This is a genomic window from Umezawaea sp. Da 62-37 (assembly GCF_032460545.1).
Taxonomy (GTDB): Bacteria; Actinomycetota; Actinomycetes; order Mycobacteriales; family Pseudonocardiaceae; genus Umezawaea.
Map to the genome: position 1 here is coordinate 9,581,952 of NZ_CP135965.1, position 19,312 is coordinate 9,601,263.

21 protein-coding genes are annotated in these 19,312 nt (G+C 68.3%); 11 read left to right on the forward strand and 10 right to left on the reverse strand.

Annotated elements, in window-relative coordinates; all coding sequences use genetic code 11:
* Window positions 1–2: 2 nt before the first annotated feature.
* Entirely contained in the window at window positions 3–1,220 is a 1,218-nt protein-coding gene (locus RM788_RS43345) for an IS110 family RNA-guided transposase (protein WP_315934898.1), read from the reverse strand.
* A gap of 260 nt (window positions 1,221–1,480) precedes the next feature.
* Between RM788_RS43345 and RM788_RS43350 the strand changes: the two genes are divergently transcribed.
* A complete protein-coding gene (locus RM788_RS43350; RefSeq protein ID WP_315926278.1) occupies window positions 1,481–2,062 on the forward strand; it encodes a DDE-type integrase/transposase/recombinase in 582 nt (193 codons plus the stop codon).
* On the opposite strand, the gene RM788_RS43355 is transcribed toward RM788_RS43350, so the two are convergent.
* Genes RM788_RS43355 through RM788_RS43370 form a run of 4 tightly spaced genes read right to left on the reverse strand, consistent with a single transcriptional unit; the run spans window position 2,059 to window position 4,347 of the window.
* The gene (locus RM788_RS43355) at window positions 2,059–2,427 is read right to left on the reverse strand and encodes a hypothetical protein (protein ID WP_315926280.1); all 369 of its coding nucleotides are present in this window, start codon (window positions 2,425–2,427) and stop codon (window positions 2,059–2,061) included. The two genes, RM788_RS43350 and RM788_RS43355, sit on opposite strands and share 4 nt — an antisense overlap.
* The gene (locus RM788_RS43360) at window positions 2,424–3,245 is read right to left on the reverse strand and encodes a class I SAM-dependent methyltransferase (RefSeq protein ID WP_315926282.1); all 822 of its coding nucleotides are present in this window, start codon (window positions 3,243–3,245) and stop codon (window positions 2,424–2,426) included. Before RM788_RS43360 ends, RM788_RS43355 begins: the two co-directional genes overlap by 4 nt.
* Before the next feature lie 27 nt (window positions 3,246–3,272).
* Complete coding sequence (locus RM788_RS43365) at window positions 3,273–3,794, reverse strand: P-loop NTPase family protein (protein ID WP_315926284.1); 522 nt, start codon at window positions 3,792–3,794, stop codon at window positions 3,273–3,275.
* Between the two features lie 37 nt (window positions 3,795–3,831).
* Window positions 3,832–4,347 carry a hypothetical protein gene (locus RM788_RS43370; protein ID WP_315926286.1) on the reverse strand — a complete coding sequence of 172 codons (516 nt, stop codon included), beginning with the start codon at window positions 4,345–4,347 and terminating at the stop codon, window positions 3,832–3,834.
* Between the two features lie 18 nt (window positions 4,348–4,365).
* Between RM788_RS43370 and RM788_RS43375 the strand changes: the two genes are divergently transcribed.
* On the forward strand, window positions 4,366–4,863 hold the full coding sequence (locus RM788_RS43375) for a DinB family protein (RefSeq protein WP_315926288.1): 498 nt from the start codon (window positions 4,366–4,368) through the stop codon (window positions 4,861–4,863).
* A gap of 230 nt (window positions 4,864–5,093) precedes the next feature.
* Here the strand turns inward: RM788_RS43375 and RM788_RS43380 are convergent, their stop codons facing one another.
* From RM788_RS43380 to RM788_RS43400, 5 genes are all read right to left on the reverse strand, one after another.
* On the reverse strand, window positions 5,094–5,717 hold the full coding sequence (locus tag RM788_RS43380; protein ID WP_315926290.1) for a hypothetical protein: 624 nt from the start codon (window positions 5,715–5,717) through the stop codon (window positions 5,094–5,096).
* A gap of 28 nt (window positions 5,718–5,745) precedes the next feature.
* The gene (locus RM788_RS43385) at window positions 5,746–6,042 is read right to left on the reverse strand and encodes a hypothetical protein (RefSeq protein WP_315926292.1); all 297 of its coding nucleotides are present in this window, start codon (window positions 6,040–6,042) and stop codon (window positions 5,746–5,748) included.
* Window positions 6,039–6,410 (reverse strand): DUF6283 family protein, encoded by a 372-nt coding sequence (locus tag RM788_RS43390; protein ID WP_315926294.1) that lies wholly within the window; start codon window positions 6,408–6,410, stop codon window positions 6,039–6,041. Before RM788_RS43390 ends, RM788_RS43385 begins: the two co-directional genes overlap by 4 nt.
* Window positions 6,411–6,576: 166 nt before the next feature.
* Window positions 6,577–6,897: a hypothetical protein gene (locus tag RM788_RS43395; protein WP_315926296.1), complete on the reverse strand. Its 321-nt coding sequence runs from the start codon at window positions 6,895–6,897 to the stop codon at window positions 6,577–6,579.
* Between the two features lie 239 nt (window positions 6,898–7,136).
* Window positions 7,137–7,562, reverse strand: a complete 426-nt coding sequence (locus RM788_RS43400; RefSeq protein WP_315926297.1) for a hypothetical protein — start codon at window positions 7,560–7,562, stop codon at window positions 7,137–7,139.
* A gap of 331 nt (window positions 7,563–7,893) precedes the next feature.
* Between RM788_RS43400 and RM788_RS43405 the strand changes: the two genes are divergently transcribed.
* From RM788_RS43405 to RM788_RS43445, 9 genes are all read left to right on the forward strand, one after another.
* On the forward strand, window positions 7,894–8,433 hold the full coding sequence (locus RM788_RS43405; RefSeq protein WP_315934899.1) for a Scr1 family TA system antitoxin-like transcriptional regulator: 540 nt from the start codon (window positions 7,894–7,896) through the stop codon (window positions 8,431–8,433).
* Window positions 8,434–8,722: 289 nt separating this feature from the next.
* A complete protein-coding gene (locus RM788_RS43410; RefSeq protein ID WP_315923831.1) occupies window positions 8,723–10,120 on the forward strand; it encodes an IS1380 family transposase in 1,398 nt (465 codons plus the stop codon).
* A gap of 855 nt (window positions 10,121–10,975) precedes the next feature.
* On the forward strand, window positions 10,976–11,704 hold the full coding sequence (locus tag RM788_RS43415; RefSeq protein WP_315926299.1) for a TauD/TfdA family dioxygenase: 729 nt from the start codon (window positions 10,976–10,978) through the stop codon (window positions 11,702–11,704).
* A 108-nt stretch (window positions 11,705–11,812) separates the two neighbouring features.
* Window positions 11,813–12,847 (forward strand): AurF N-oxygenase family protein, encoded by a 1,035-nt coding sequence (locus RM788_RS43420; protein WP_315926301.1) that lies wholly within the window; start codon window positions 11,813–11,815, stop codon window positions 12,845–12,847.
* Between the two features lie 55 nt (window positions 12,848–12,902).
* Window positions 12,903–14,210, forward strand: a complete 1,308-nt coding sequence (locus RM788_RS43425) for a KamA family radical SAM protein (protein ID WP_315926303.1) — start codon at window positions 12,903–12,905, stop codon at window positions 14,208–14,210.
* Window positions 14,207–15,712 (forward strand): GNAT family N-acetyltransferase, encoded by a 1,506-nt coding sequence (locus tag RM788_RS43430; protein WP_315926305.1) that lies wholly within the window; start codon window positions 14,207–14,209, stop codon window positions 15,710–15,712. The genes RM788_RS43425 and RM788_RS43430 overlap by 4 nt, the downstream gene beginning before the upstream one ends.
* On the forward strand, window positions 15,709–16,824 hold the full coding sequence (locus RM788_RS43435; protein WP_315926307.1) for an Ldh family oxidoreductase: 1,116 nt from the start codon (window positions 15,709–15,711) through the stop codon (window positions 16,822–16,824). The genes RM788_RS43430 and RM788_RS43435 overlap by 4 nt, the downstream gene beginning before the upstream one ends.
* The gene (locus RM788_RS43440; protein WP_315926309.1) at window positions 16,821–18,056 is read left to right on the forward strand and encodes an ATP-grasp domain-containing protein; all 1,236 of its coding nucleotides are present in this window, start codon (window positions 16,821–16,823) and stop codon (window positions 18,054–18,056) included. The genes RM788_RS43435 and RM788_RS43440 overlap by 4 nt, the downstream gene beginning before the upstream one ends.
* Window positions 18,053–19,291, forward strand: a complete 1,239-nt coding sequence (locus RM788_RS43445; RefSeq protein WP_315926311.1) for a GNAT family N-acetyltransferase — start codon at window positions 18,053–18,055, stop codon at window positions 19,289–19,291. The genes RM788_RS43440 and RM788_RS43445 overlap by 4 nt, the downstream gene beginning before the upstream one ends.
* The last annotated feature ends 21 nt before the right edge of the window (window positions 19,292–19,312 follow it).

Below are 19,312 nucleotides of genomic sequence, written 5' to 3' on the forward strand. Positions count from 1 at the left end.
TGTCAAGCAGCGAGGTGCTCGGTGTGATGCGACCAAGCGGTCGTTTCGTCGTAGTGGGTGCCGGTTTTGAGGCATCCGTGCAGGATGCCGACGAGTCGGTTGGCGAGCTGACGCAGAGCGGCATTGTGACCGGCGCCGCGGGCTCGGTGCCGGTCGTAGTAAGCGCGTGCGCCGGGCGAGCGGGTGAGCGCGCTGAAGGCCTGGGTCAGCAGCGCGTCGACGAGCCGGTCGTTGTGCACGAACCGAGCCAGCGCGACCTTCTTCTTGCCCGAGGCGCGGGTGATCGGTGAGGTCCCGGCGTAGTTCTTGCGGGCTTTGGCGGTGGCGTAGCGGTCGGGGTCGTCGCCGAACTCCGCGAGTACCCGAGCGCCGAGGATCGGTCCCAGCCCGGGTTGGGACAGGACGATCTCGGCGGCCGGGTGCGACCCAAAATGGGCCTCGACCTGGCCTTGCAGGGTGGTGATCTGGGTGTTCAGGGTGGTCAGGACCGCGATCAGGGCCTGGACGGAGGCGGCGTAGGCGGTGGCGACGATCTCGGGTTGAGCGAGGTGTTCGGCGCGCAACGCGGCCTGGATCACCGCGGCTTTCTCGGCGATGTTCCTGCGCCGCGCCCGTTTCAACGCGCCGTTGATCTGCGCGATGGTCAGCCGGGCGGCCCGGACCGGGGTCGCGGCCTTGCCGAGCAGTTCCAGGGTGTCGGCGGCGTCCAGGTCCTCGAACGCGATCAGCGCGGCGGGGAAATAGTCCCGCAGTGCGTGCCGCAACCGCTGGGTGTGGCGGGTCCGTTCCCAGATCAGGGTCTTGTGGACGCGGGCCACCACCTTCACCGCCTCGACCTGCGCGCTGTCCCCGGCCACCGGCCGCAGTTCGTGGCCATGGGTGCGGACCATGTCGGCCAGGACGTGGGCGTCACCGGCGTCGCTCTTGGCCCCCGACACCCCCAACCGGTCACGGAACCTGGCCGCCTGCAACGGATTCACCGCCAACACCGTGTAGCCTGCCGCGACCAACGCCCGCACCCACGGGCCGCGGTCGGTCTCGATCCCGACCAGGATCTCCACGTCGTCGGCGTCGTCGCCGGCCACGTCCCCGACGATCGCGTGCAGTCGGGCCATCCCGGCCACTCCCTCGGACAGCCGGGCCTTGGCCAGTCTGCGGCCGGAGCTGTCCATCACCTCCACGTCGTGGTGGTCCTCGGCCCAGTCGTCTCCCACGAACAGTCGCAACGGTCCTCCCGATCTCGATGCCGATCACCCGCGGCGGCCGGCCGGAGAACCATCAGCGACCTAATCACGCAGTGCTCACGCCGACCAGCGCGCGTGGCACGACATCCCATCAGCGATCGGGTCTTCCGGCCTGCCGGCAGGGGCACTGTCTTTCAACAGGACTCAAGCGTCCAGGCCAGGAGAGTGCTCACCTGCCGGTCGGTTGCCAACCAGGAGTGTGCCGGATGGCTCACTCCTAGAACTGATTAGGCCCGGTGAAAGGGGTTTGGTACAAGTGCTATGTCGTGTTGGACATCTTCTCCCGCTATGTCACCGGGTGGCTGGTCGCGGCCGCGGAGGATGCGGTACTGGCCAAGGACTTCCTGGCCGATGCCATCGCCCGCAACGGTGCGCGGCCGCACACGATCCACGCCGATCGCGGTGGCGCGATGGTGTCCAAACCGGTGTCGGAACTCCTGGTGGGCCTGGGTGTCCTGCGGTCGCATTCCCGTCCTCGTACCTCGAATGACAACCCGTATTCCGAAGCGCATTTCAAGACCTTGAAGTACATGCCCGACTTTCCCGACCGGTTCGGATCCCTGGCTGATGCCCGCGTGTTCTGCGAGGGTTTCTTCCTGGCCTACAACCATGAGCACCGTCATTCCGGCATCGGAATGCACACTCCCGCGTCGGTGCACTTCGGGACCGCGGGGCAGATCCACGACCAACGCCAAGTCACTCTCGACCAGGCCTACGCCCGGCATCCGCAGCGTTTCACGCGCCGTCCTCGCCCACCCGAGCTGCCCGAGGTGGCCTGGATCAACCAGCCCGTCGAGCAACCACAACCGGCTCCCTAGACGCAACCTGTCTCATCGAACTTGACAACTACCGTTCGATCCAGTAGTTCCCGGCGAGACGACACGAAGTCGTCGATCACGAGGCCGCTAGGGCTGGTGAACGGTACGTCGAGCCGGGCTGCGTGCAGCTGCTCGATGTACGCGGCGCCGTGGATCCGTCCCAGAGCTCGCGCGAGCACGCCGAGGTCAATGGGTCCCGCTTGTCGGTTGCCGAGGTGCTCGAACACCAACCGAAGCGGCCCCGCCGATCGCAGTTCCGGCACACGGACACCCGAATTCAGCGCCGCCAACCACTTCCGATGGGCACGGGCCGCTATGGCACGGTGCGGATCCCGGTAACTCTTGACGAACCCGGAAGCGGTCATGGGCATGCCGCTGTCACATAGGTGACGGTGGAGGTCGTGGTGACCGGGTGGTCGGGGAGCCGCCGCCGGAGTTCGTCGGCGAGCGCGCCGGCCTCGCCGACGAGGTGGCCGGGCAACCGATACTTCGGGGAGGTGGCTAGGTACTCCGCGAGGTGGTCCAGCCCGCTGAATCGGAAGACGTGCTGCTGGTGCACGACGTGTCCGACCTGTAGCGAGGTCGCCGCGATCTGGGCCGCGTTGGCGCTGTGGAAACTCTCGTACAAGCTGGGCTGGCTGGTCGCCTGGGGGGCGAGACCCGCGTCGGCGATCAGCTGGTCGATCTCGTGATAGCTGTCGGCGGACTTGGTCGCCACGACCGCCCGGCCACCGGGTGTGAGGCATCGGGCGATCTCCGCCATGACGTTCTCGGGGTGCGTGGAGTGGTAGAGGCAGAACGCGGCCACCGCGATGTCGACGCTCGCCTCCGCCAAGGGCAGGTGGTGAAAGTCCGCACGCACCGTCTCCACGGCGAGTCCGGCATCCGCCATTCGATCCGCGACGGTGGCCAGCAGAGCCGGTGACTGATCGACAGCGATCAACCGCTTGGGCGCGAGCCGCTGTGCGAGGTGCACCGTGGTGGTGCCGCGACCGCAGCCGATGTCGCAGACCACCGCGGCATCAGGGACGAGCCGGGCGGCAAGGTTGACGATCGTGGTCGTGGCGTCGTCGCCGCTGATCTTCGCGGCGTGCAGCGCCCCGGTGCGCTGGGCAAGCCGTCCGGAGGTGGCGTACAACGGTCCGGCGACGAGGTCGGGGTCGGTGAAGGGGGTGGCGGGCATGGACGGATCGCCTCCCTGAGGGTGAGGTCAGGTCCGGGTGGAGGATTCCGCTCGGAGATGCGCCATGAATCGGGCGGCCTGCCGACGGCTGGTCAAGGTGACCAGGCAGGCGTTCTCGCCGTGTTCGACCACGAGGGCGCGGACGCGGGGCCGCATGGATTTGCGGTATCCCCAGATGTAGCGGACGAAGTTCCAGGTGATGCGGTCGTAGACGCCGTCTTTGGTGTGTTGGCCGCCCCGGTAGCGCCACCTGCGCTGTGCGATCCCGGTCAAGCAGGTGATCGCGTGCAGGTCGAGGAAGATCACGGTGTCGGCGCGAGCCAGTCTGATAGGCAGGGTGCCCGCGTAGTTGCCTTCGAGCAACCAGCGGTCCTCGGCGACCAGCTTGTTCTGCAGGGCCGCGAACTCCTCGGGAGGCAGCGGGTTCCAGTCGACGTCGTAGTAGATGCCGTCCAGGTGGGTCAGCGGGAGCTGGTAGGCGGCGGCGATTTGATTTGCCAGGTAGGTCTTGCCTGACCCACCGCAGCCGATGATGGCGATCCTGTCCATGCGCCGGGAGGGGCCTGCCCCTGCGGAGGCCGGCCGGTCACGACGTCACCTGTGAGGCGGTACGGGTGGACAGCAGGCGGTCGAGGACGTCGAGTTGGCGTGAGAGGCGGAACACGTCCAGCGCCTGTAGACAGTCGGCGATCAACTCGGCGTGCTCGGCTGTGCCGGTGATGTCCTGGAGCCGGGTGAGCATGGTGGTGACGGCGGTGCCGTCGGCGACGTGCAACCGCGCCGGTGTGAACAGTTCGGCGCTGCGGATGCTGCTCGGGGTCAGTGGCAGACATCCGGCGAGGACCGCTTCGAACAGCCGCTGGGTCATCTGCCCGACCTGGGCGTACTGCTCGGGCAGCAGCAGCACGGTGGCCAGGGCTCGTCCGTGGATTCCCTCGACCTCGGTGAAGGGCACCCTGCCGGTGAACGACACGTGCGGCCACGCCTCGGTCCGGGCCCATTTTCCGGCCACCAGATGCCGGTGCACGGCCGCGGCCGGAGCGAAATAGGTGCTGAAGGCGGTGTCGCGGTCGTACTGGTTGCCGACGTAGGCCAGCGGCACGTCCCTGATACTCCGTCCATGTCTACGCACCTAGTGGTGTCCGCCGAGGACGTCATCGACCAGCAGCCTCGAGCGCAGTTCGAGGCGTTCCTCGACGAGCACCGCCGTGCGCTCAACAGCTGCTTGGACGGGCTGACCGAGGAACAGGTGCGTCGATCTTTGGTGCCTTCCCGGACCACGCTGCTGGGCTTGGTGAAGCACACGACCTTCGTCGAGAAGGTCTGGTTCGACGAAGCCGTCACATGCCGGTCGCGCGCCGAGATCGGCATTCCTGCGACACCGGACGAGTCATTCGTCCTCGACGAGGACGACACCATCGTCACCGTCCAGCGAGCACACCGCGACGCGTACGAGGTATCACGCCACGCGACCTCGTCCCTGGGGCTGGACGACCTGGTCCACGGCAACCGCCGCGGTCCGCTCCCGCTGCGCTGGGTGTACCTCCACGCACTGCGCGAGTTCGCTCAGCACTGCGGGCACGCCGACATCTTGCGCGAACAGCTCATCAACGAGTAGCGCGCCGCGTCAGCACATGCCGCATAGCGGCCACGGCACCAATTCATGCCGATGGCGTGCGTTCGCAAGCCTGGACCACCGGTGATCCACCTGGGCCAGGGTGTCGAGGTACCCCAGGTGTCAGGTTGGTGCCGATCTGGGCGCGGTGGTTGGTGTGGGTGAACACCTCGACGGTCTGGGTGGACCGGCGTGGCGGTCGGTCAGGGTCTGCTGTTCACCGGGGCACTGGGTCACCAAGGGGAGTGCAACCCATGGGTGCGCGGGACTGTCCACTCCTGGATCCAGTCGCCTGTCGTGGCCGGTTTGGACACCGCGGCAGCGAGGACCTCGTCCAGCGGTCGGTGATCGGCCCTGATCTCGCGCGGCGTGACCTGTAGCGGTGTCAGTATCACGGGCGGGGACACCAAGTTCGGACAGCGCGCCGTCGCCAGCCGCAGGCACCGCTCGTGCATCGCCGTCGATATCAGGACCTCGTAGTGGATGTTCACCACGACCCAGGCTGCGCTGGGGAGCGGGCTCCCGCACACTTGGCACGCCCACCGCAGTTGGCACTCCTGGTGCCGCCGCTCGTCGACCAGTTTCCACCAGGCGCGACCGGCCACGACCGGTGTAAGGTAGGGGTGCGGCACCCCGTCGAACAGCGGCCGCGGCCACCCCGCGCCCGGAGCCGGGACGTCCAGACCTGCTGCGACCAGCCGCTCATGCGCCCGCCAGATCGGCACGGTGATCCAGGCAGAGGAGCACTGCACGTTCACACATGTGAGCTGCCCGTCTGCCAGCTCCAGCCCGCTGGCGCAGTCGGTGCACGGCATCACGATCGGCGGGTGGTCGCCGTCGGACATCGGTGCGGACATGATCCTGTGCTCCTCTTTCACCGGTGGGTCAGTCGCGGTCGAGTGCCCGGTCGATCCGGTTGGCCGCGTCCCGCCAGGAACCGGTGTCGTAGCTGGGCTTGCCGTCGTGGCCGATGCCCGCGTCGGTGCGCAGGCCCTCGGCCAGGGTCCGACGGAGGACGGTGTCCAACTCCGTCGCCAGCGCGGCACGTGCCGGAGCCGAGAAGGTGATGCCCGGTAGCGCGGTTAGCGTCGCCTCAGCCTGCTCGGCCAGGCTAGCGAGCGCCAAGAGCTGCTGGAGCGTCTTGGCGAAGTCGGTCGCGGAACGGTCCTCGGTGGTGGTCATGTCCACTCCTGGTCAGCGGCGGGTTCGGTCGTTCCGGGCGGTACTGGGGGCTGCCAGTCGCGGCAGAGTGCCAGCGCGGGGTCGAGCGGGTCGACGCCGTTGGCGATGGCCATCGCCCGGTAGGACGGGTACAGCTCGTGGCCGCCGTCGTCGACCAGGCTCTCGTCCGGTCCGTCGGTGCGCACGGACAGGTTGTGCTGGGCACCCCGCAGCAGGAACCCCGCACAGGTCAGCGGCCGAGCCTCGTCGCGGGAGTTGTGGCAGGCGAACCGGACATCCGACAGGTCGTAGGCGGTGCGGGCGGAGTGCCGGAACACCGACGGCGGGAACTGCCCCGTCATCGCGTCCTTCCGCCACGGGCACGCCATCGCGTCCTCGCCATGGGTCTCCGGACCGCACACCACAGTCTGGAACCGGACCCGTGCGCGGGAACGCTGGCCACGCCCCACCCGCCGCCGCCGTGGACCGCGATGGCCGGGGAGTCACCCTCCGCGGTGCCGCGGTCGGCCACGTGAGGAAGTTCGTCCTGGTCGGTCACAGCGGTTGCCCCCTCTTCTGCCAGCGGACACGAATCATCGCGATGGGTCGCAGCCCGACGATGTCGTACTCGTCGTCGTTGGCTAACCCGCCCCCGATGAGATCCACCCGATCATGCCGCGCCACCGGATAGATCCCCACCGAGGACTGCGCGGTGTAATGCGGACACACCGCGGCGGTCAGCCGGGCACAGGCCGGCGAGCACAACGCCCCGCCGTACATCACGACCATCGTGTCCGCATGGTCCCGCGGCACCAGCAGGTACACCTCGTCGCCGCGCGGCCGCCCGCACAGCTGACACAGATCCTCCACCCGCATCCGTTCGGCACGCCCGGCGTGGAACTCCCACGGGTTCCACGCCCCGTCGACGACGTCGGCGGCCCAGGCCGTCGGACGGGCAGCCGGAGCACCTGGTCGCAGCGCACCGTGGTCGGTGACGTCGGTCGTGCACGGTGACGGTCGACGTGGCCAGCCCGGCAAGTACGGGTCCGCTGATCTGCGGGAAACCTGTCCGGTCGTCGCGGCGTGCACGGCCGACGCCGATGGCGGTGGCGTCCTCACCGTTCATCGACCTGGTCTGCGGCGCCCCACAGTTCGCTGCCCACCGTGGTGAAGACGGGGCGCCGCGGGCCGGAGGCTCCGGCCACGGTGTCGGGCCAGCGCTTGCGCACCGCTGAACGAGAGGTTCCGAGGGCGTTGCCGATCGCCTCGCCTCCGGCTCCGGTCCGGCCCGCGAGGCCCACCGTGCCGGCGATCAGCTCGTCGGCCAGGTCCCGCACGTCCCGCATCGCCGCCAACACGGCGAGCACCGCGGCCCGTTGACCGGCCCCGTCCAGGGATTCGGCATCGAACGGGCTGCGGGGCAGGTCGCCTTCCATCAATCCGGACAGGGTTCGAGCCTGGTGCCAGGAAAGTTCGCGCACGGCGTCACGCAGACGGTCCACTTCCTCATCGGTCGGCTCCCGCCGCCACATCACGACCACAGTTGTAAACACTACTCCCCAACTCCGAGAATGTTGACCGAGATACGGGCGGGCGTGAGGGTGACTGCCGTCGCCAGCCGTCACCAGCGCCGCGTCCGGTGCACGATGGGCTCCAACAGTTCTACACCGCAATTTTCCTTGGACGGCAAGGAAGTCGTATGCGCATAGGATGACCCACTCGTGGTCTGCGAGACCAGGATCGGCGATCATGTGCTGGGCGTGCGGGTCGATCGGACGCTGATCGTCAGCGGGCCGTGCACGGCATGCCTCGACGACCGCCCCTTGTCGTGTCAGCCTCGCAGTGGATGGCGCCAGTCCTCTCGCGGGTGTGGTGCTGGATGGCGGTGTCGAGCACCGATCACCAGGTTCAGGTGGGGTCGCCGAAGATGTTGCGGCAGTCCGGCCAGGAAGCGCGTCGCAGTGGCGGATGGAGTCGGCCGACCTGATGTGCGACCAGATCGAGCACCTGTCCCAGACCATGTGCAGGACCACCGTGCGGCTGGGCGTGGTCCCGTGGTCGGCGGACACGAATCTTGTTGCGCTGCAAGGGTTCCAAGTCTACGACGAGCGCGTGGTGACGATCAGCGTGCTGACCGGGAACGCCACGATCACCGACCCGTACGACGTCCGCGAGTATGTCGCGTTGGTCGACAGGCGGGAGCGGCTTGTGCAGGCCCAACCGGGCACACGCGTCGCCGAGCAGTCGGTAGGCGCGGCCGCGACTAGCCGGGTTGGGCGGATGGGCGGCGGCGTCCAGAGCCGCCTGCCACATGGTGAGCGCGTCACGTCGGTGCCCCCGCCGAGTGTGGAAGATGTGCAGGTGCCAGACGGCGTGGTGGCGGCCGAGGGCGGCGGCGCGTTGAGTGGCTAGGAGTGTTTGTTGGCCGATAGCGCACAGCGTGACACCACGAGACCGGCTCGCAGGTCGTCGGCAACCCAATTCACCCGACCGCACCGGCTCGCTCCGCACGACGACGGTCTCCCGGCCGGAGCCATCCGGCCGCCGCGCCGCCGGCAGTTCTACGACGCCTCGCCCCTAGCCCGCTGCTTTCATCGGGAATTGGCGCGAGAGTGGCCATTCCATGGAGAAAGGTGCTCTGAGCTGCAAGGATAGGGCTTGTCTAGGGCCATGTCCGCGCGAGTTCAGGAGCACCTTTCTGGTGAGCAAGCCTACCGGGTCCTATCCATCGTTGACCATCGACACCGCCGGAACCGGCGTGGTGTCCCAGGCAGGCGCGACGCTGCTGGTCGAGACCGTGCGCAAAATCGGCCTGGACCGCGCACTGTCCACGGCATTGGGACGGTGGCGGGCACCGACCGCGATCCACGACCCCGGCAAGATCGTGTGCGACCTGGCGATCACATTGGCCATAGGCGGCGACTGCCTGGCCGACATCACGACCCTGAGAACCGAGCCGGCCCTGTTCGGCCCAGTCGCCTCGGACCCGACCGTGTCACGCCTGATCGACACCCTGGCCACAGACGTGGACAAAGCCCTCGCCGCCCTGGACCACGCCCGCGCGCACATACGGGCGCGAACCTGGACACTCGCCGGTGATCACGCCCCCGACCACGACATCAGCCCGAACAACCCGATGATCATCGACCTGGACGCCACCCTCATCACCGCCCACTCCGACAAGGAGCACGCCGCGCCGACATTCAAGCGTGGCTACGGTTTCCACCCGTTGTGCTCGTTCGCCGACCACGACACACCAGGCACCGGCGAACCACTCGCGGTCCTGCTCCGGCCGGGCAACGCCGGCTCGAACACCGCCGCCGACCACATCACGGTCACCCGCAACGCGCTGCGGCAGTTGCCGTTCACCGCCCGAGGCGGACGAGTCGGCCGCAAGATCCTCATCCGCACAGACGCCGCGGGCGGCACCCACGAGTTCGTGGACTGGTTGCAGACCAGGAAACTGGGCTACTCGCTGGGGTTCACCCTGCCCGAGGACGCCGTCGAACGGATCGCCCGCATCCCCGCCACCGCGTGGACCCCGGCCTACGACGAAGAGGGCGCGGTACGGGAAGGAGCGTGGGTCGCCGAGGCAACCGGCGTGCTCGACCTGTCCTCCTGGCCCACCGGAATGCGGGTCCTGGTCCGCAAGGAACGACCCCACCCCGGCGCGCAGTTGCGGTTCACCGACGCCGACGGACACAGGCTCACCGCGTTCGCCACCAACACCGTCCGCGGACAACTCGCCGATCTGGAACTGCGCCACCGCCGCCGGGCCCGCGCCGAGGACCGCATCCGCACCTGCAAAGCCACCGGCCTGACCAACCTGCCCCTGCACGGCTACGCCCACAACCGGATCTGGGTCGCGATCGTGATGTTGGCGGTCGAGTTGACCGCCTGGACCCAGATGCTCGCCCTGACCGGGCACGAAGCCCGCCGCTGGGAGCCCAAACGCCTGCGACTACGCCTGTTCTCCATCGCCGGTCGGATCGCCCGACACGCCCGACGGGTCCATCTCCGACTCGCCGCCCACGCGCCCTGGTCCTGGCTACTGCTCACCGGCCACCAACGCCTGCACGATCTACCGCTACTGGCTTGACCAGCCATAACCCGCCCCTACGAGCAGTCAGCACCACTACCGGGCAGTGGAACCCGGCGACACCCGGCCGACAACGGGCCATCTTGGCCATCCCGAACACCGGAAGGAGGACCCATAGCAACCACCGGCCACGGTCTCAAGCCGGGCCGTCACCCACACGAAAGATCCGGGCTAGTGCTCTAATGACGCCTCGCACGTTGGATCATACCGAGAAATGTCCGTTTTGCAGTATTGGATCCGTTTGCCCACTGACGAATTCTGTGCCATGACGAATTTTGCGCCATTCGAGCGAATTCGTTGGAAGGTGCGAGCGGAGCTGCCCGGTCATACGTAAAGTTGCCAATTGATGAGCGATGACGCTCGCCTGCCACAAAGGGAGTGTGAGTAGTGTGGTTCATGGCATGTGCCCCCACCTCGGGATTCTGCACTGTGCCATCCTGATCTACGTAGACACTTGTACGAACCAATCCTTGCGGGCAAACCCGTTCTCGGAGGGGGTATCCATCGGTCTTGCGCGGCGTAATAAAATTTAAACCAAATGGGGGATGTTAAACCGGATCGGGAGATTTAGTGGTGGGCGACACCATGTCTTGTATCGGGCGGATTGCCATATCGGGTCATGTGCCCGCCGGCGCCCAACAGTGATCGACGCGGCAGTGTCCAACGTAATAGCTATGCGTAAGTGGCGTCGGACGCGGGACGACACCGGCGGTGGCTTTCGGCAACACGCGGCATCTGAAGCGCGGATGCGCAGCCCAAGTGCCCGGTGAGACTGCTCCCGAAGGGTTCGCACCCGAATGCATTCCCGCAATGACGGTCGGATTCACCTGAACTGAATCGAAAGAGAAGCACATCGTGACTATTTCCACCCTTGGGCTGCACACTCAGGAGCTTTTCGAGCAGGGCTACACGCTGCTCAGCGGCATCACCACCGACAAGGAGGCGGCCGAGGCTCTGCGTGAATTCGGGACACTGATGCCGCAGTACGACGGCGAGCTGCGCTACCAGGTCAAGGCCGCCCCCGGATTCGAGGACCGGCGCTACTCCAAGAGCACTAACACCATCCCGGTGCACACCGAAGCTCCCGGTTGGAACCCGCCACCCCGGTATCTCGCCCTGCACTGCCGGGTCCAGGCCCAGTGCGGCAGTGGCCACACCGAACTCGCTGACGCGTACGACTTCGTCGCACGCCTCGGTGAGCCGGAGCGCCGGGTCATGTCCGACAAGAGCATCGACTGGGTCGGCCACAACACCGGCGGCACCGGCTCGAACGGGATCCGCCGACCCGCGGTCGAGCGCACTGCCGACGGCAGGGACATCGTCCGCTTCAGCTACAACCTGCTGACCGCTGGTCACTACGACCCTCCGGTCGACGCCGACGTGCCGCCAGAGCAGTTGCCATTGGGCGCGCTCGGACGCGATCTGGCTGTCCGCGCTGAGAAGTTCTTCCGCACGAATAAGGTGTCCGTCCTCATCCCGCAGCACTCCGTGCTCATCTGGGACAACCAGCGGATGCTGCACGCGCGCTCTTCCTACACGGACGTGCGGCGCCATCTGACGCGCTACTGGCTCGGCACGGTCTGAGCATGACCACTCACCGTCGTCACCCGTGGGTCGCACAGCCGGTGCGACCCCGCCCATCAGCCTTGCCCGCACACGGGCAACGGCGCCGAGCCCTTGAAGGACAGTGTCATGAGCGGCAATCCTCCGGCCACCGACGGCCTCGACCAGGCAGCACTGTGGGAGTTTTCGAAAACCCCGCTTCCGGAAGGCGTTCCGAGCTTCGACCCGAACGACGTGGTGGAGAGCGCGGTGATCCGCCGACTGGTAGGCAACTGGCATCGCCGGGCCACAGTCAAGCGCGACGAACCCGACCTTGACGAATTGTTCGAGCCCGAGCGCGCCGACTACCCCGAGAAGATCCTGCCCTTCCACGACCATCCGACCTACCTCGCGCTTGACCCCGCCAAGCGTTCCGAACTGCTCAGCTGGGCCTGGATCGCGTACAACCGGCACACCGTGATGGCCGAGCAGAAGGTCGCCAACCCGGCTTTCGCTCTTGTCATGGAGGGTGAATATCCGGGCCTTTCCGGGGAAGCGCTCAACCTGTCGCTGGCACAGGCGATGGTCGACGAGCAGTACCACACGCTGATGCACCTCAACGCGAGCGCGGTCACCCGGCGCCGCCGGGGCCACGCCATGCCGGACGACGCGCTGCCGCTGTCGTACACCGCGCGGGTGCACCAGGAATTGCGCGACAAGGCCGCGGAGCGCTGGCAGCAGTCACTGACGACGCTGGCTTTCGCGACCGTCTCCGAGATCTCCATCAACGCCTATCTGGACCTGCTCGCCGACGACACCGAGATCCAGCCGATCAACAGCACCACGGCGACGCTGCACAACCGGGACGAGTACTGCCACGCCTCCATCTCGCATGTCCTCGCGCAGACGGTGTACGACAAGCTGGATGCCACCCAGCGCAGGTTCTTCCTGGACATGCTGATGGAGGGCTTGGACGCGTTCGTGACCAATGACTACTCCACCTGGCGCCGGATCGTCGACCTTAGCGGAATCGCGGGCGGCCGCGAGATGCTCATGGACTGCCAGGCCGAGTCGGGCCGCAAGCGGCTCGTCCGTGACTACACGGGACTGCGCAAGCTCGTCGACGAGCTGGGGGTGGCCGACCAGGTGGATTTCGACTGGTCCCGCTCACACGTCACCGGGTAGCACGCCCAGCAGACGCGGCGCAGATCCCACCACCAACGATCTGAGACGGCTTCGGATGAAAACCTACAGCCACAGACGCCTGGCCGACCTCGCCCGTGACCGCGGTATGCCCGATGACTACCTCCGTGATCTGCGGGTTGTCTCGTCCGTACTGCCCTTCAAGGTGAACGAATACGTCGCCGACGAGCTCATCGACTGGTCCGCCGCACCGGACGACCCGATCTTCCGGCTCACCTTTCCGCATCGCGACATGCTGCCGCCGGAGATCTTCGACGGCATCGCCGCCCTGCACGACAGTGACGCGTCGCGCGAGGTTCTGAGCAAGGCCACCGCCGACGCTCAGGAGCTGCTCAATCCGCACCCCGGCGACCAGCTCGAAGCGAACGTGCCGATGCTGGACGGGCGGCGGCTCGACGGGCTTCAGCACAAGTACGCCGAGACGGTGCTGGTCTTCCCCTCACAGGGGCAGACCTGTCACTCGTACTGCGGGTACTGCTTCCGCTGGGCTCAGTTCGTCGGTGTCGCCGAGCTCCGGCAGGCCCTACGAGACCCCGCCGACCTAGTCAGGTACCTGGGCGCTCATCCCGACGTCACCGACGTCCTGTTCACCGGCGGAGATCCCATGATCATGAAATCCAGCGTGCTCGAGCGCTGGGTCGAGCCGCTGCTCGACCCGGCCGTGGAATCCGTCCGGACACTGAGGTTCGGCACCAAGGTGCTGTCCTACTGGCCCGCCCGGTTCACCACCGACTCAGATGCCGACGATCTTCTGCGCCTGTTCGAGCGCTGCGTCGCCGCCGGTCGTCACGTGGCGGTGATGGCGCACTTCTCGCATCCGAACGAACTGCGGACGTCGGCGGTCCGGGAGGCCATCGCGCGGGTGCGGTCCACCGGCGCGGTGATCCGCGCACAGGCACCGGTGGTCGCCCACGTCAACGACAACGCGGAAGCCTGGTCGCAGATGTGGCAGCAGCTCGTGGAGCTGGGCGTCGTGCCGTACTACATGTTCGTGGAGCGGGACACCGGTGCCCGAAGCTACTTCGGCGTCCCGCTGGCGAAGGCACTGGACATCTACACCGGCGCCATCCGCGGGGTGTCCGGACTCGCCCGCTCCGCCCGGGGGCCGGTCATGTCCGCGGCTCCCGGCAAGGTGCTGCTTGACGGTGTCAGCACCATCGCTGGGGAGCGCGTCTTCTCGCTGCGGATGCTGCAAGCCCGTGACCCGCAGCAGGTTGGATGCCAGTTCTTCGCCGCGTACGACCCGAAGGCGGAGTGGTTCGACGACCTCCGCCCCGCTCTCGGGTCCTGGCTTCCTGGACGGTCGTCCGCGACGTCGGAGCTGCGGTTGGCGGGTGCTCGGTGAAGGTCACAGCACACGAGATCAGCCTGACCCAGCGCCACCTGTGGCGCTCCGCACGGGAAGCCATCCCGGTGCACCGGGCCGTGGTGGTCGAGGTCGAGCAGGACGGCCTCGCCGGGTACGGCGAGGCTTCCGTCTTCATGACCGACCACTACAACTCGAGCCTCGACCAGCTGCACACCGACCTCCGGCGACTCGCGCCGCTGTTGGCAGGACTGAGCCCTGACGACCCGACGGCCGTCTGGCAGCGGCTGGCCGCCGAGCTGCCCGACTCGCCTTTCGTGCTGGCTGCACTCGACGCGGCGGTGCACGACCTGCGAGCCCGACTGCTCGGCATCCCGCTGTGGCAGGCTCTCGGCCTCGGCCGGCCCCAAGGGCTGCGCTCCAGTTTCAGCATCGGCCTCGACGCTACGGAGGTGATGGTCGACAAGCTGCGCGAGCGACCGGGCTGGTCCGCGTACAAGATCAAGATCGCGGACCCCGGCGACCCGACGATCCTCAAGGAACTCCGTCGCCATACCGACGCACCCTTCTTCGTGGACGGCAACTGCGGCTGGGAACTCTCCCAGCTCGTTCCCGCGCTGCCCCAGCTGCGGGATCTGGGAGTGGAGCTGATCGAACAGCCCTTTCCGCGTGCCGCGTGGTCGGATGCCCGGACCTTCAAGGAACTCAGCACCATCCCGGTCATCGCCGACGAGAGCATCACCTCGATCGCGGACCTGGACGCCTGCACCCAGGCCTTCGACGGCATCAACGTCAAGCCGATGAAAGCAGGCGGCATTACACCCGCCCTCGCCCTGTTGCGCGCCGCTCGCGACCGCGGTCTGGTCACCATGCTGGGTTGCATGCCCGAGTCCGCGGCGAGTGTGTCCGCCACGGCCCATCTCGGCAGCCTGGTCGACCACTTGGACGTCGACATCGTCGATCTCCTCGAGGTCGACACCGGACGGGGCATCACCGTCGATGGCAGTGGCCGGGTCACGCTGCCCAGGCGCCCCGGATCCGGCTACCTGCCCGATCCTGAGGCCCACGGCTGGCACGTTCGGGCGGCTTCCGCCACCGAGGTGCGCCCGATCCGCCACCGCGTGCTGCGGCCAGCACAGCCCGCCGACTCCTGCGCGTACCCCGAGGACGACCTCCCCGGCGCCCGGCACTTCGCCGCACTGCACGAGGGCAGGGCAGTCGGCGCCGCCTCGCTATACACCGAGGACCCGCCTGCCGAGTACGCCCCACCGGGCCTGCTTTCCAGAGGGTGCAGGCACGGTGGAGGCAGGCGACTGCGAGGCATGGCGACTCTCGACCAGGTGCGCGGAACCGGCGCGGGCATCGCGCTGCTGCGCGTCGCGCTCACCCACGCCGCGTTGGACGGCGCGGACGGGGTCTGGTGCAACGCTCGCAGTTCCGCCGCCGGGTTCTACCGCAAGCAGGGCTTCGCGGAACTGGGTCCGGAGTTCGACATGCCCGAGATCGGTCCGCACTTCTTCATGTACAGGAGTCTCCGATGATCGCGGACAACCGGGCCGCGGCGTCCGCGGGCATTTCCGTCGGACCGAATGGCGACCGGACGATCGGGGCGGACCGTGCGCGTTCGCTCACCAAGGCGGCGTTCACCGAAGCGGGCGTACCGGTCGCCGAGGCCGAGCAGGTGGCCGACGCGCTGGTGGACACCTCGCTGCGCGGTATCGACACGCACGGCCTGCGACTGCTCCCGCAATACCTCGACGAGCTCGCGACCGGCGTCGCCAAGGCAACCGCGCGCCCGACTGTCGTGCGCGACCAAGGAGCCGGACTGCTGATGGACGCAGACGGTGCGCTCGGTGTGCTGGCAGGCTTGTCCGCGGCCGGGCTCGCGGCCGAGCGCGCCAGGAAGTTCGGTGTCGCCGCCGTCGGCATGCGCAACTCCAACCACTTCGGCGCCGCGTCCGTGTACACCCGGCGGCTGGCCCGGCAGGGGCTGGTCGGCATCGCGGTCACCTCGGCCGCGTCGAGGGTGGCGCCGTACGGAGGCGTCGAGCCGCTGTTCGGCACCAACCCCATCAGCGTCGCCGCGGGGAGCGAGGGCGAGGAGTTCGCACTCGACATGGCCACCAGCCAGGTCTGCTTCGGCGAGGTGAAGCAGCGCAGCGCACAGGGACGCCGACTGGACGAGGGCTGGGTGACCGACCACAGCGGGCAGGCCACCCAGGACCCCGATGCCGCGTACGCACTCTCGCCGCTCGGCGGCTACAAGGGGCAGGGCCTGGCCATGGCCGTCACGCTGCTCGGTGCCGTCCTGACGGGTACCGCGCCCGACTGGCAGCTCGCCCAGGTCGGCGAGGGCGACCGCGGGCACAGCCGTGGCGTCGGCCATCTGGTGCTCGCCATCGACCCGGCCGCGTTTGCGGGCGAGGAGCAATTCACCGCGGGACTGGCCGACCTATTGACCACCGTGCGCACCGCCAAGCCCGCCGCAGCCAAGCCCGTACTGGCCCCTGGCGACCCGCAACGCGCCTACGAGCGGACCCGCGGCGTCCGCGGCATCCCACTCGACGCACGGACCGCGGACGTACTGGTCGAACTGGCCGGACGCCTCGGCGCCGCAGGCCCTACAGCCACCTCGGAGGAGGGGTCCGCGTGATTCTCGTGCTGATCAGCCCACGCAACGCCGGGCTGCCCTACGCCAGGTGGCTGCCGGAGGAGGCAGGCCGGTTGGTGGCGGTCACCGCGACCGGGACGACGGTCGGCGACGGCTTCGCCGAGGTCGTCACCGTCCCCTACTACACCGACGACGAAGCAGTGCTGGCCGCGGCACGGGAGGTGGCCCGCCGCCACCGGCCGCGCGTCGTGCTGGCACTGGCGGAGGTCGACATCGAACGGGCCGCCGCGCTGCGGGGTGAGTTCGGGTTGCCCGGACTGGACACGGCCGCCGCGGCCGCCTACCGGGACAAGGTCCTGATGAAGGACTACGCGCGGGCCGCAGGCCTCCGGGTACCTGCCTTCGTGCCCGTCGGCGACGTCCGCGACATCACGGCCTTCATGTCCACCCATCCCGGCCGGGTCGTGGCCAAGCCACGAGGCGGCTCCGGGTCCACCGGAGTGCACGTGCTGGACGATCCCGCGCAGGCCGCCGGACTCGCCACGTACGTCAGCACCGTTCCGTACGAGGTCGAGGAGTTCGTCGAAGGCGACATGCACCACGTGGACGTCTTCCGGGTGGACGGTCGTCTCGTCGCGGCCGTCGCGTCCCGATACACCGGTGCGGGCTGCCTGTCGCACTGGACCGACGCCCCGTATGGCTCCCGCAACCTGGACCTCGACGACCCGGTCCACGAGCGGTTGGTCGCGGAGACCTCGCGGCTGATCGACGCCCTACCCTCGCCCGACACCCTGTGCGCGCACGCCGAGTTCTTCGTCACCGACGCCGGAGAGATCGTGTTGTGCGAGGTGGCTGCCCGTATTGGCGGCGGCCCCATTCCCGCCATGCTCAGCCACGTCCTGGGCATCGACCCGCGCGAACTGTGGACCCGCGTCGAATGTGGACTGCCCACGGACCTGGACGCCGTACGCGAACGTTGCCACACCGCACCTCGCGCCGCCTTTTACGGCATCCCGCCGCGGCATGGCCGGGTGCTGCGCCTACCCGACGAGCCACCGGGCACGCACGACTTCGTCCTCAACACACATGTCGGAGACGACTGGAGTGGTGACCGCTACCGCCTCCGCAAGTCCGGGGACTTCCTGGCCACCTGGATCGTCACCGACCCGGACGCCGCCGCGCTCGACGCCAGGCTGGATGCCACCGCTGACGTCGTCAGCGCGGGCTTCGGCTGGGAGCACGCCGAGAAGTCCGTCATGGGAGATGCGCGATGACCGGAACCGAGCCCGCCGGCAGCCCGTACAAGGGCCACCTGCTGCCTCCCGGCAGCCGTCCGTCCGTACTGGACTTCGCCGGACTGCACGCTCCGGACCTCGTCTGGGACGACGAACGCTGGCTTCGCTTCACCGAACGGACCGACCTGCACGAGGTCCACTACCTGGAGGTGCACGAAGACGGGACGACCGTGGCCATGGCGACGTTGCTGCTCTCCCCGGAGGCGGGTGGACTGCTGTTCTACGACCCGCCACGGTTGGCGGGCACCGCGGGCCCGATGGCCGAGCCGGAACTGCTCGAGCCTGCAGACCGGCAGCGGTGGGATGCCCTGACATCGACCCTGTCCGACAGCCGCCCGGACCACTACCCCTCGCTGGCACTGGCCACCTTCGGCTCCCACCACGGCGTGGTGCACGCCCCCGACCGCACCGCGGTGCAGCGCCGTGCGGTCATGGCCGCACTGCCCGCACTGCTCGAGCAGGCGGCGGCCGAACTCGACTGCCGCAGCATGGCGTTGCTCTACGTGGGTGAACCGGACGCCGAAGCGGTGGACACCGCCGCGGCCGGAGCCGGCTACACCGCGGCCCTCCTCGGCGCCGACGGGGTGTACGAGCTGGCCGCGGACAGCTGGGATGAGTACATCGCGGGAATCAGCGGCCGCCGTCGCAGCAGGCTGCGCAAGGAGCTACGGGACTACGCGGCCGCCGGATTCCGCACCGTGGTCCGCGAGGGCCCGGACGCCATCGACGACGACGTCGTCGCCCTCCAGGTCGCCCACCGTGCCAAGTACGGCCTACCCGGCGGCGACGACCGAGTGCGCCGCGACTTCGCCGCCATCCGGGAGGAGATCGGGGACAGCTGCCTGTTGCTGGGCTCCGAGCGTGACGGCGAACTACAGGGTTTCGTGCTCCTGCTGCGCACTCGCGAAGCCCTATTCGCCCGGACCGTGGGCTTCATGCCCGAGGCCCATGGGTGCTACCTGGCTCTCACCTACCACGAAACGGCCCGCTGGGCGGTCGAGCACGGAATCCGCCGAGTCCACTATGGACTCGCCGCCTACGAGGCCAAGTTCGCCCGTGGCTGCGAACTCCAGCCGCGCTGGGCCTGGTTCGCCTTCCCCGGCGAGCGGACCGACACCTTTCGCGAGGTGCTCACCCTTCAGTCGCGGAGCATCGAGCGCCGCCTCGCACTGGTCGGCTGCCCTGCCGTGCCCGTTCCCTCCCGCCGCACCTGACCACCTTCACCTCACGGAGCC